The organism is Chryseobacterium aurantiacum (assembly GCF_003020585.1).
GTDB lineage: Bacteria > Bacteroidota > Bacteroidia > Flavobacteriales > Weeksellaceae > Chryseobacterium > Chryseobacterium aurantiacum.
The window spans coordinates 123,682-135,335 of record NZ_PXUE01000007.1 but is presented as its reverse complement, the minus strand read 5'-3'; the positions used below and the strand labels follow the sequence as shown (position 1 = coordinate 135,335).

Here is an 11,654-nt window from a genome sequence, read left to right as displayed (position 1 = left end):
TATTTAAAATGTACTATATTTGCTTATTAGAAAAAATTTAGCAAGTGAAGTTCAGTAAAGAATTAAAAGCTGGTGTGATCACACTTCTAGCTATCGTAGGCTTTGTGTTGTTGTTTCAATTTATGAAAGGGAAGAGCCTTTTTACTACCGACAATATATTTTACGCAAAATATGACAATGTAGAGGGCCTTGCGCAATCTTCAGCTGTCTCTATTAACGGTCTGAAAGTAGGACAAGTTGATAAGATTATTCCTCGAACTGCAAAAGACGGTAAAATTAGTTTTATCGTTAAAATTACAGTGGATAACAAGTTTGAATTTTCAAAAAACTCAACTCTTGAAATTTTCGAACCCGGATTGATGTCCGGAAAGGAAATGAGAGTAAATCTTGTATATGGAGGAGTTCAGGCAAAAGACGGTGATACTCTTATGGGGGCATTTAAGCTGGGAATGATGGGAAGTCTTTCTTCTCAGGTAGGCCCGGTTAAGGATCAGTTACAGGTTGTATTGCACAGGGTAGACTCCTTAATGACGAATGCTAATCAACTCGTTGATGCACAAAACAGAGCTGAAATCAAGGCTTTGTTATCCAACCTTAACAAAACGGTAGGAGCATTAGAAACTACAGCAGGAAGTGTAAATAGTCTGGTAGGGCACAATGATCCAAAACTTCAAAAGGTACTGGATGACGCGAGTCTTACAATGCAAAGTGGTAAAGTAACTTTGGATAAATATGGAAACCTTGCACAGAGCATTGATACCAAGCAATTAAACACAACCATTGCAAACTTAGATGCTACCGTAGGAAAACTGAATCAGGTGATTGGCGGAATAGATAAGGGAGAGGGAAGTTTAGGTAAACTGATGAAGGATGAGCAGCTTTACAATAATCTGAATTCAGCATCTTCAAACTTGAATTCATTGATTGAAGATATGAAAGCGAACCCTAAGAGATATATTAATTTCTCTGTTTTCGGTAAAAACAATAAAGACTAATACGCCTTATGCAGTACATCGATAACATTATTTTCCTGATTTTATTAGTGGCAGGATTTGGACTGTTTGCCAAAAGCCTGCTAAAGATCTATAGAAATATCAGATTAGGTCACGAGATCAATAGAAACGACAGAAAAGGAGAACGTTGGGAAACGATGGCTCGTGTAGCCATGGGACAGAGTAAAATGACAGCACGTCCTGTTGCAGGAGTTTTACACCTTTTTGTATACGTAGGTTTTGTGATTATTAATATTGAATTAATAGAAATTGTTGTTGATGGAATATTTGGTACACACCGTTTTTTATCAAGTATTTTCGGGCATACATTTTATAATTTCTTTACTGCAACCTTAGAAGTTCTGGCACTTTTAGTGGTGATTGGGGTTGTCATTTTCTTTATTCGTAGAAATTTTTACGGAGTGAAGAGATTGACAATGAAAGAACTTTTCGGTTGGCCAAAAAATGATGCCAACTGGATTTTGATTATTGAATTCGCCCTAATGATGGCTTTCTTTAAAATGAATGCTTCAGATTTTATTTTACAGACAAGAGGAGTTTTACCAATGCATGGAAGCTTTCCCATCAGTGAAATGACATTGGTTCCATTCTTAGAAATCTTCAATTTTGATAACGGATTTTTGATGTTCACAGAGAAAGCTGCATGGTGGTTTCACTTTGTAGGAATTCTGTTCTTCATGAATTATCTTTATTACTCAAAACACTTACATATTATTCTTGCATTTCCAAGTACATGGTATGCCAACCTTGATAAAAAAGGAAAATTCAATAACCTTGATTCGGTAACCAAGGAAATCAAATTAATGATGGATCCTAACGCTGATCCTTATGCCGCTCCGGCAGAAGGAGGTGAGGCCGATACTCCTTCCAAATTCGGTGCAGAAGATATTTTTGACCTTAACCAGGTGCAATTGCTTAATGCCTATTCATGTACAGAATGCGGACGTTGTACCTCAGTTTGTCCGGCTAATATTACCGGTAAACAGCTTTCTCCGAGACTAATCCTGATGAAAACCAGAGATAGATTGGAAGAAGTAGGGAGAAATATTGATAAAAACGGAAAATTTGTTGATGACGGCAAAAAGCTGTTGAACGATTATATCACAAAAGAAGAACTTTGGGCTTGTACTACATGTAATGCATGTACAGATGCCTGTCCGGTATTACTAGATCCACTATCTATTATCTTCGAAATGAGAAGATTCCTGGTAATGGAACAGTCTGCCGCACCACAAGAGCTGAACCTAATGATGACGAATGTGGAAAACAATGCTGCCCCTTGGCAGTATAACCAAGCTGACCGTTTGAATTGGGCCTCAGAAAACTAGGTCAGAATTTCTAACGAACTTGATGAACAGAAACAGTGCAGAGTGCAGTAATGATAACCGCATCTCACTTACCTGAATTATATTATTCCAATTACTTTGTGATAAAGTGATTAGTAAAAAGAATGAAGATAACCCATTAGAAAAAACCATTGAACCCGCTGATTTGAAATGAAAAATATACTTTTTGCTTTTTTATTGATATGTTCCGGTTTTTTGATGGCACAATCTGCAGATCAGAAAAAAATTCTTGAGGATTCTAAAGCCTTTATGTCTTTGTTTGAAAAGAAAGACTACGAAGGAATGCTAGATCTTACCCATCCTGCAATTTTTGAAAAAGTTGACAGAAAGATGATGGCTGATAGTTTCAACAGCTTGTTTGAGGGTAACGATGAGTTCAAAATGGAACTGGTAGAAACAGATAAGAACGTATTCAATGTTTCAGATGTTTTTACCACCCAGGACAATACCAAATATGCATTCAGTACCTATCTGATGAAGATGAAAATGATCTTTCTGAAAGAGAGTTTTGATGATGAGAAAAAGAAGATGATGTTGGGATTGATGGAGGCACAAGGCATGAATGCCAAATTTTTAAACGATACAACCTTGGAAATGAGTAAGCAGAGTATGATTCTTGCCCTCAATGATAAATCAACAGGAAATGCCTGGAAGTATCTCAATTATGACGAAGCTAATCCTTTATATGTTTCCATAGTACCTGTGGAGGTCATGAAAAAGGCAAAGGAATATTATGCTAATTTATTAATTAAACAAAAAGAAAATGCAAATTAAAACAATGGCAGAATATGCTGCCGAAGGAAGATCCCCGGAAGTTTTATTTTGGGTTGGATGTGCAGGAAGTTTCGATGACCGCGCCAAAAAAATTACAAAAGCATTTTGCAAGATATTAAATAAAATAGGTGTTGAATTTGCAGTTCTGGGACAGGAAGAAAGCTGTACCGGAGATCCTGCAAAAAGAGCTGGAAATGAATTTGTCTTCCAGATGATGGCCCTTACTAATATTGAAGTTCTGAATGCTTATGAAGTAAAGAAGATTGTGACAGCTTGTCCACACTGCTTTAATACCCTTAAAAATGAATATCCAAGCCTGGGTGGCCACTTTGATGTAGTACACCATACTCAATTCCTTAAAACCTTAATGGAAGAAGGAAGATTAAAAATTGAGGGCGGAGCTTTCAAAGGGAAGAAAATCACATTCCATGATCCATGTTATCTAGGAAGAGCCAATGATGAATATGAAGCCCCAAGATTACTGCTAGAAAAGCTGGACGCAGAGCTTGTAGAAATGAAGCGTTGCAAAACAAATGGTCTTTGTTGTGGAGCAGGAGGAGCACAGATGTTTAAAGAGCCTGAAAAAGGGAATAAGGACATTAATATTGAAAGAACAGAAGAAGCACTGTCTTTTGAGCCTAAAGTAATTGCTACCGGATGTCCTTTCTGTAATACCATGATGACAGATGGAGTAAAACACTTCAATAAAAATACCGAGGTTGCTGTAAAAGATATCGTAGAACTTCTTGCTGAAGCGGAAGATTTATAAGGAGTAATCCTATATAAAAACTATAAAACTCAGGAAGCTATTCCTGAGTTTTGTTATTTTTGTTAAAAATTACAGCATCTTACAACCTATAAAAACTAATATGAGAAGTCTTTTAGCCTCATTTTTTAAATTTATTTTAAGTTTTCCTTTTTTTGGACAGAAGTATTTTGCCTTTCATAAATATATTTTCAAACCATACCACCTTTTTCGAGGGGTACAGAAAAATATTATTTATAGAGGATCAATTCAACTTGACCTAAATCTGGATGACTGGATTCAGCAGCAATTGTATTTCTTGGGTGATTATGAAAAAGCCGAAATAGATTATTTATATTCCACCTTAAAGAAAGGAGATGTCTTTATTGATGTAGGAGGAAATATTGGTTTGTTTTCCCTAAATGCCTCCGGAATTGTTGGAAATGGCGGAAAAGTGTACGCTTTTGAAGCTTTTAAGCCTAATTATGAGAAGTTCTCCAAGCATCTTACCCTTAATAATTTTAAAAATGTCACTTTGGAACATCTGGCGATTTCTGAGGAAAGAGGATATCTTGAAATTCTATACAATGATCATTATGATAATGTAGGAATGGCATCATTCTATCTAAAAGATTTTACATCTAAAGAAAAAGTGGAAAGTATAAGCTTGGACGACTATGCTAAGACTCATCAAATAACAAAAATTGATATGATTAAAATAGACATTGAAGGCGGTGAGTTTTCAGCCTTAAAAGGGATGTCAGAGATTTTAACAAATTATCAGCCTAAAATAATTATTGAAGTCAATCATATAGCGTTAAAGAGTTCTGGTCATAGTGAGGAAGACCTGATACAAATATTACACGAAAAAGGCTACACAAAAACGAAAATACTAAGCAAGAGTGAGGATTCTTATAATGCTGTATTTGAGCGTATTTAATCTTTAATAATTTTCTTGAAAGATATTCTTCATCCACTTTCTGAAGAAAAAATCGTAATTTTATACTTTAAATAGAAAGGATATGAAAATTGAAGAATCCAATATTGTAGAAACCAACGACTATAGAGTTATTATATACCCGGCATCAAGACCATTTGAAACAAAAGAAGCAAAGACCATTACTGAAAAGTTATTCGATTTTTTAGCAACCTGGGCTGCTCATGGAAAACCTCTTTCCTCATCCTTTAAAATTGAGAAAAATCAATTTATTGTTATATGTGTAGATGAGGAGAAAGAAATGGCTTCAGGATGTAGTATTGATGCTCTTGGGAAAATAATGAGAGAGATTGATGAAGAATACCAGTTGGGCTTATTCGATAGAATGAAAGCTAGTTTTATTGAAAATGGTGAAGTAAAAACGCTGAAACTTATTGATTTTAAGACAAAAATAAGAAATGGAGAATTGTCAAAAGATATTCAGGTCTTTGATTTTTCTAAAAATACCTACCTTGATTTTTTAAGTCATTTTGTTTTGCCATTTGAAAAAAGCTGGGCATCTTCCATAAAATAATCTCCATTGAAAATTCTGTTTATTTCCTCATGGTTTCCGAACAAGCTGGAGCCTACTAACGGCAACTTTGTACAGCGTCATGCAGAAGCCGTGGCCTCGTTACATGAAGTAGAAATATTGCATGCTATAGGAGATCCTGCACAAGATCAGGAATTGATCCTAGATGATCAGAAGATCAACGGGATAAGAACTCTTATTGTGTATTATAAAAACTCTAAAAATCCGGTACTGAATTTTAGAAATAGAATGCAGGCCTATCAAAAAGGATTTTTAGAGTTACAAAAACCAGATCTGGTACACGCAAATATTTTACATAACTCCATGTTTTTTGCTATTTATTTAAAGGAAAAATACAGGATTCCCTTTGTTATTTCAGAGCATTGGTCCGGTTTTCTTCCTATAAACAGGCCCAAGCTATCCTTTATGGCCACCCTTACTGCAAGATACATTGCCCGCAAAGCCTCTTGTCTGATTCCGGTGAGTACTATTCTGATGGATAACCTCAAGGAACTGAAAATTGGTAAAAACTTTAAGGTAATTGGAAATGTAGTCAATACAGAACTTTTTTCACCAGAGAAAAAGGAAAATAAAACCTTTACATTTCTTCATATTTCAAACCTTATTCCTCTTAAAAATCCAGATGCTATTATTGAAGCTGCAGTTCGGCTTAGCAAAGATTTTAAGAATTTTGAACTCCAGATTGGAGGAGATGGAGATGTAGAAAGATTGAATATGCTCATCAAAAAACATGATGGACACAAATACATCAAAACATTTGGTGAAATTTCACATGCTGAAGTTGCTGAAAAAATGAAAAAAAGTAATTGCTTTGTTCTTTTCAGTGACTACGAAAGCTTTTCATGTGTTTTGTTGGAATCTCTTTCTGCCGGTGTTCCGGTGATTGCAACCCGTGTAGGGGCAATTCCTGAAATTATTGGAGAGAATCATGGGATTATTATTGAAAAATCTGAAGAAGAGCTTTATACAGCAATGAAAAATGTACTGAACGGCAACTATAAGGCAGATTCTCCGGAAGAGCTTCATCAATATGTTGTTGAAAAGTTTTCAGTATCAGCAATAGCAAACGAATTTAACCAGGCATATAAGAATGTAATATAAGACTGTAGGGTCTTAGTGCTCCGTTGATCAGATCAAAATGAACAGTTTAAAGGATTTTATCAGGGCTTTTTTTGCCAATAAAGGACAGCATGTATTTTTATCTTTGCTGATTACAAAGATATGTGCGTTTGCCGGATCTTTATTCATGATCAGAATCTTGCCGGAAAAGGACTTTGGACTGTTGAGTATTGTAGCTTCTGTTTTTGCGATTTTTGCCCCATTTAGTGGGTTAGGAAGCTCTCAAAGTCTCATCAGATTTGGATCACTGAGCAGTTCTGAAGAGGAAAAGAAAGAACTTTCGGCTTACCTTTTTAGACAGGGCTTTTTATATCACCTTATCCTAAGTGCTGTATTTTTTTTATTGTCCTTTTTTTATGTAACTCACTATTCATACATCTTTTATATCTTTTTTTTCTTTACCATTCGTTTGATTGGAGTTTACTTTCTGAGCCACATTCAGGCTGAACGCCGTATTTATCTAAAGAATAAGGAATTTGCAATGGTGAATAATGTTGTCAATATTTCAGGATTATTGATGATGATTGTTTTCTCAATGTTTTTGGGGTTGTACGGGTATCTGATTGCCAATGCAATATCTCCGTTTCTTGCCCTTTTTTGGTTTAAAGGACCATTGCCAAAAATGACAAGCCTTTCATTAAAATTTACCATAAAGGAAATCTGGAGTTTTGCATTACACGCTTCCATAACTGCTTTATTGTCAGATGCTTTTTTTTCGGCAGATATTCTCCTACTGAATTTTTTCAAGAATGAAAATGTGGTAGCCAATTATAAGGTAGCATTGCTTATTCCTGCAAACATTACCTTTTTAGCACTTTCCTTTATGCAAAGTGATTATCCGGTTCTTGCCAAAAATCACCGTGATAAATCCTTTCTAAAAAATTATATCATCAACTACTATAAAATTTTTATCCCTATATCCTTATTGATATTAATGGTGGGATGCTTCTTCAGCAGTTTCATCATTCGTATTTTCTTTGGAGAACAATATACGGACAACTCATTTGTTTTCTCACTTCTTCTAGGGGTATTTTGTGGAAGCATGTTATTGAGAAACCTATATGGAAATCTATTATCTGCAGTTGGACTGATGAAAATGAATACTTTTTTTTCTATTCTTTCCCTGCTGCTTTTAGCCGTTCTTTCGTACTTTTTGGTTCCCCAGTCAGGGGTGGTTGGTATGGCTGTTTCATTGGGAGCTACATTAACTTTTGTCGGATTTTTAATGATGTTTTCTTTTTTCTCTTATCTTAGAAAGTTGAAATAAAGTATCTTTGCGTTATGAGAAACATTGTTTTTGGAATATTGGTTATTGTTTCTGCACTGATAAGTTGTGGTCAGGATGAAGAATCTTTACAAAGAATTGATCAGATCCTGAATATCTACATGAAGTCAGATACCAATCCGGACTTATTGAACAGTAAAAAAACGGGTTCATACACTTCTTACAGTGTAAATGATATGTTTGGAGTAAGAGATGATTCTCCGGTTAATATCCCTTTAAAAATGACGACCGATTCTGTATTTTATATGGAATATATTGGAGGAGCAAAGAGAAGAAGACTGGATTCTATAAGCCCTAGTAATCCTGGAACCGGGAATTCTTACTATTCAAGAATGACGATTACGTTAAGAAAAACAGTCAATAATATAATAGAAACTAAGGTTGATACAATGGAAATTCAATACCGTAACTCACCTACATTGTTTCAGGTTTCAAAGGTTATTTACAATGGAAAAGAAAAATTTTCCAAGGAAGCTGATGCTCCAAATTCAATAAATACGGTAACTATCGTAAAATAATTTTAAATTTGTAAAATTGTTAGCTTATATTAAGCCAAACATCTAATATTTAACATCTAAATAAAATGTTACAAGTCAATTTTTTACGCGACAATAAAGAACGCGTTTTAGAAGGTCTTAAAAAAAGACAATTCAAGAATCTTGAGTTGGTAGACGAAGCTATTGCTACTGACGAAGAAAGAAAAAGAATCCAATTTGAATTAGATTCCCAGCTTTCCGAGATCAACAAAATTTCCAAGGAAATTGGACTTTTGATGAAAGAAGGAAAGAAAGAAGAAGCGGAATCAGCAAAATCTAAAACAGCACAGTACAAAGAGTCGAGTTCAGAATTGAAATCCCAGCTAGAAGTTAAGGAAACAGAATTATTAAATATTCTGTACCAACTTCCAAACATTCCCAATGAATTGGTAAAAAATGGAGCTTCTGCTGATGATAACGAAACTATTTTCCAGTCTCATACAGTGGAGGGTCTTGGTGAAGGTGCTATCCCTCACTGGGAGCTTGCAAAAAAATATAATCTTATTGATTTTGAACTAGGAGTGAAGATTGCTGGTGCCGGATTCCCTGTTTATTTAGGAAAAGGAGCAAGATTGCAGAGAGCTTTGGTTCAATATTTCCTGGATAAAAATGTGGAAAAAGGATATACAGAAGTAAACCCGCCTCACGTTGTCAATGAAGCATCCGGTTTTGGAACTGGGCAGCTGCCTGATAAAGAAGGACAAATGTATTTTATCAACGAAGATAAACTATATCTGATCCCTACAGCAGAGGTTCCTGTAACCAACCTTTACCGTGATGTATTGCTAGAGGAAAAAGATCTTCCCATTAAGAATACAGCATTTTCTCAGTGCTACAGAAGAGAAGCTGGAAGTTATGGTGCCCACGTAAGAGGATTAAACCGTCTTCACCAGTTTGAAAAGGTAGAAATTGTAAGAATTGAAAAGCCGGAAAACTCTTATGCTGTATTAGAGGAAATGGTAGAGCATATCAAGGAAATCCTTACTGATCTTGAGCTTCCTTTCAGAGTCCTAAGACTTTGCGGTGGCGATACCGGTTTTGCGGCGGCTATGACGTATGACTTTGAGGTTTGGAGTGCTGCACAGGAAATGTGGTTAGAAGTAAGTTCTGTATCTAACTTTGAAACATTCCAGGCTAACAGGCTTAAATGCCGTTACAAGGCAGATGGAAAGTCTCAGCTGGTTCATACCTTAAACGGATCTGCAATGGCATTACCAAGAATTATGGCTGCATTGCTGGAGAATAACCAGACTGCGGAGGGAATTAAGCTTCCAAAGAAGATTGCAGAATATGCAAGATTTGATGTTATAAACTAATCTATTTAGTCTCAAATAAAAACCCACCGAAATTCGGTGGGTTTTGTTATTTTATTCTGTTACGATAATTATCTTTTTATCAGCATTTTTAAGCTTAGGATCCTTTTCGTACATGGTTTTCAAATCGTATTGTATCCTTACGGAGTAATCATCAACCTGTTTCAGCCAGTCATGTTTACCGGTGATTGATTTTATTTTATTTTCAAACCTTAAAGTAGTTCCTATATTTTTGAAAAACATCATCATCATTCCTTCCATATTGGCTGTTTCTTCTTTTGATCCTTTCGATTGGAGTGCTTCTTCAATATTTTTTAGATTGAAAACATCGGTATTAATGATGAGTGTTTTTCCATCCCAGGGATTGAGGAAATTTTGATCAAGTGGTAATTTTTCGTCTTTATTAAAGTTTTTAATTAGCTCGTAATCATTGGGAGTGAAATGATCCATTTTAAAGGAAAATCCAACAGGTACAGATTTATTATCTGCTTTTGTAGATTTCAAAAAAAACTTTTTAAGAATTCTAATAGTGTCCTGATTCTCAGTCTTTAGCTTTCCCTCTTTCTTTAGAAGATCATACATGCTTGTCCAGATAGTTGGAAACCTATCCATATCCTTAAACTTTTCCTGCTTTAATGAATCAGGTGTCATAGCTTCCATTTCTGCCATAAACTCTCTGGTATCAACATCGGTAATTACAGATGAAGCCGAGTCTTTATGATAAGTCATTTCAGTATTTATGTTACAGGATTGCAGGGTGAACAGACTTATTAAGAATAAGACAATTGTTTTCTTCATGGTATATTGTTATAATTTCTTATTAATGGCAGTTAACAGCCCCGTTCGGGTCTTTAGAAATAGTCATGGATTCTGCTTTCGGAGAAACATAAGGGATTCCAAGTTCTAGGCCTCTCAGAATGAACAAACCTCCCAGAATGATCATAATCACAGGTACGGCTTTTAAAACTTTTACTCTGAAAGCTTGATTCATGAGATTTCCGGCCAAAACTATAGCAAACATAAATGGAAGTGTTCCCAACCCGAATAAAGCCATATATAACGCTCCCTGCCATATTCCGCCACCTGCAAGACTGGCTGTAAGAGCCATATAAACCATTCCGCATGGTAAGAAACCATTCAGAATTCCTGTTGAAAATCTGGAGCGGTAATCTGCTTTTTGAAGTAATCTGCCTAGGTTTAACTTTACAGAATATAGAAATTTAGATAGAAAAGGAATTTTTGAAGCAAAATCTTTTCCTCCAAAAGAAAATACAGCCATGATGATAAGCAAAACCCCTGCAGTAATTGTCAGATATTTCTGAAATCCTGCCATCTCAAATCCCTGGCCAATAATCCCCAAAAGGGCACCCAATAGTGAATAAGTGAATATTCTCCCGAATTGATAGGTGAGATTTTGTAGGTAAAAATTGGCAGCCTGTTTTTTGGTTAATCCCATCGATAAAGCAATAGGGCCGCACATTCCGATACAGTGAAAACCGGAAGCAAAGCCTAAAGCAATAGCCGATACAATAAGTCCTATTTCCATATCACATCATAATCCATTCTATAGTCTGTCTTGTCTTTTGTCCAACTTAATCTTAGGGTGTAATTTCCCATTTTCAATACCTGTGCAGGAATCATGAATGTTTGGTTGGCATCAAGCTCTACAGATTTTTTAATGTCTAAATTCTGGTCGTCGGTTCTGTTTAAAACAAATTTTACCGTAGTATTAGAATTGTTATATTCTTTTGGAAAAGTGATTTTAATTCCATTAGTTTCCTGGCTATATACAGGTTTTTCCTGTAACTCGTCAGCTCTTTTCTTTGCATCAATTACATCCTGGTACTGTAACTCTTCTTCATAATAGTTATCCGTTACCATTTCCGAATTCTTTTGCCCGTTCGGGAAAAGAAATAACATGGATAAAATAAAAACTATGAATGCAAATAATGCAATTACAACACCGTGTCCCCAACTAAAGTTCTTCATTTTTT

The 11,654-nt window shown here is 35.4% G+C and carries 13 protein-coding genes; 10 read left to right on the top strand and 3 right to left on the bottom strand.

The window, feature by feature from the left end:
* Window positions 1-44: 44 nt before the first annotated feature.
* The 10 genes from C7D53_RS19200 to serS all read left to right on the top strand — a co-directional run bounded on the left by C7D53_RS19200 (window position 45) and on the right by serS (window position 9,663).
* Window positions 45-995, top strand: coding sequence for an MlaD family protein (locus tag C7D53_RS19200; protein WP_106918017.1), 951 nt, complete (start codon window positions 45-47; stop codon window positions 993-995).
* 8 nt (window positions 996-1,003) lie between these two features.
* Complete coding sequence (locus tag C7D53_RS19195) at window positions 1,004-2,341, top strand: (Fe-S)-binding protein (RefSeq protein WP_106918016.1); 1,338 nt, start codon at window positions 1,004-1,006, stop codon at window positions 2,339-2,341.
* 168 nt (window positions 2,342-2,509) lie between these two features.
* Window positions 2,510-3,133, top strand: a complete 624-nt coding sequence (locus tag C7D53_RS19190) for a hypothetical protein (RefSeq protein ID WP_106918015.1) — start codon at window positions 2,510-2,512, stop codon at window positions 3,131-3,133.
* Window positions 3,123-3,902 (top strand): (Fe-S)-binding protein, encoded by a 780-nt coding sequence (locus tag C7D53_RS19185; RefSeq protein ID WP_106918014.1) that lies wholly within the window; start codon window positions 3,123-3,125, stop codon window positions 3,900-3,902. Before C7D53_RS19190 ends, C7D53_RS19185 begins: the two co-directional genes overlap by 11 nt.
* A gap of 100 nt (window positions 3,903-4,002) precedes the next feature.
* The gene (locus C7D53_RS19180; RefSeq protein WP_106918013.1) at window positions 4,003-4,818 is read left to right on the top strand and encodes an FkbM family methyltransferase; all 816 of its coding nucleotides are present in this window, start codon (window positions 4,003-4,005) and stop codon (window positions 4,816-4,818) included.
* A gap of 82 nt (window positions 4,819-4,900) precedes the next feature.
* On the top strand, window positions 4,901-5,389 hold the full coding sequence (locus C7D53_RS19175; RefSeq protein ID WP_076356999.1) for a hypothetical protein: 489 nt from the start codon (window positions 4,901-4,903) through the stop codon (window positions 5,387-5,389).
* Window positions 5,390-5,395: 6 nt separating this feature from the next.
* Window positions 5,396-6,508 (top strand): glycosyltransferase, encoded by a 1,113-nt coding sequence (locus C7D53_RS19170; protein WP_106918012.1) that lies wholly within the window; start codon window positions 5,396-5,398, stop codon window positions 6,506-6,508.
* A gap of 37 nt (window positions 6,509-6,545) precedes the next feature.
* The gene (locus C7D53_RS19165) at window positions 6,546-7,793 is read left to right on the top strand and encodes an oligosaccharide flippase family protein (protein WP_106918011.1); all 1,248 of its coding nucleotides are present in this window, start codon (window positions 6,546-6,548) and stop codon (window positions 7,791-7,793) included.
* Window positions 7,794-7,807: 14 nt separating this feature from the next.
* Window positions 7,808-8,329 (top strand): hypothetical protein, encoded by a 522-nt coding sequence (locus C7D53_RS19160; protein ID WP_106918010.1) that lies wholly within the window; start codon window positions 7,808-7,810, stop codon window positions 8,327-8,329.
* Window positions 8,330-8,394: 65 nt separating this feature from the next.
* Window positions 8,395-9,663, top strand: a complete 1,269-nt coding sequence (gene serS, locus C7D53_RS19155; RefSeq protein WP_106918009.1) for a serine--tRNA ligase — start codon at window positions 8,395-8,397, stop codon at window positions 9,661-9,663.
* Window positions 9,664-9,714: 51 nt separating this feature from the next.
* Here the strand turns inward: serS and C7D53_RS19150 are convergent, their stop codons facing one another.
* From C7D53_RS19150 to C7D53_RS19140, 3 genes are read right to left on the bottom strand one after another with little or no spacing between them, the layout of a single operon-like run.
* Window positions 9,715-10,458: a hypothetical protein gene (locus C7D53_RS19150; protein ID WP_106918008.1), complete on the bottom strand. Its 744-nt coding sequence runs from the start codon at window positions 10,456-10,458 to the stop codon at window positions 9,715-9,717.
* Between the two features lie 22 nt (window positions 10,459-10,480).
* Window positions 10,481-11,206: a sulfite exporter TauE/SafE family protein gene (locus tag C7D53_RS19145; protein WP_106918007.1), complete on the bottom strand. Its 726-nt coding sequence runs from the start codon at window positions 11,204-11,206 to the stop codon at window positions 10,481-10,483.
* A complete protein-coding gene (locus tag C7D53_RS19140) occupies window positions 11,197-11,649 on the bottom strand; it encodes a FixH family protein (RefSeq protein ID WP_106918006.1) in 453 nt (150 codons plus the stop codon). Before C7D53_RS19140 ends, C7D53_RS19145 begins: the two co-directional genes overlap by 10 nt.
* Window positions 11,650-11,654: the final 5 nt, after the last annotated feature.

What these genes read in the sequence shown, in the direction of transcription:
- C7D53_RS19175 (WP_076356999.1), top strand. Translation starts at nt 4,901, where the DNA reads ATGAAAATTGAAGAATCCAATATTGTAGAAACCAACGACTATAGAGTT.
- C7D53_RS19150 (WP_106918008.1), bottom strand. Translation starts at nt 10,458, where the DNA reads ATGAAGAAAACAATTGTCTTATTCTTAATAAGTCTGTTCACCCTGCAA.
- C7D53_RS19140 (WP_106918006.1), bottom strand. Translation starts at nt 11,649, where the DNA reads ATGAAGAACTTTAGTTGGGGACACGGTGTTGTAATTGCATTATTTGCA.
- C7D53_RS19145 (WP_106918007.1), bottom strand. Translation starts at nt 11,206, where the DNA reads ATGGAAATAGGACTTATTGTATCGGCTATTGCTTTAGGCTTTGCTTCC.
- C7D53_RS19165 (WP_106918011.1), top strand. Translation starts at nt 6,546, where the DNA reads ATGAACAGTTTAAAGGATTTTATCAGGGCTTTTTTTGCCAATAAAGGA.
- C7D53_RS19185 (WP_106918014.1), top strand. Translation starts at nt 3,123, where the DNA reads ATGCAAATTAAAACAATGGCAGAATATGCTGCCGAAGGAAGATCCCCG.
- C7D53_RS19190 (WP_106918015.1), top strand. Translation starts at nt 2,510, where the DNA reads ATGAAAAATATACTTTTTGCTTTTTTATTGATATGTTCCGGTTTTTTG.
- C7D53_RS19160 (WP_106918010.1), top strand. Translation starts at nt 7,808, where the DNA reads ATGAGAAACATTGTTTTTGGAATATTGGTTATTGTTTCTGCACTGATA.
- C7D53_RS19180 (WP_106918013.1), top strand. Translation starts at nt 4,003, where the DNA reads ATGAGAAGTCTTTTAGCCTCATTTTTTAAATTTATTTTAAGTTTTCCT.
- C7D53_RS19195 (WP_106918016.1), top strand. Translation starts at nt 1,004, where the DNA reads ATGCAGTACATCGATAACATTATTTTCCTGATTTTATTAGTGGCAGGA.
- serS (WP_106918009.1), top strand. Translation starts at nt 8,395, where the DNA reads ATGTTACAAGTCAATTTTTTACGCGACAATAAAGAACGCGTTTTAGAA.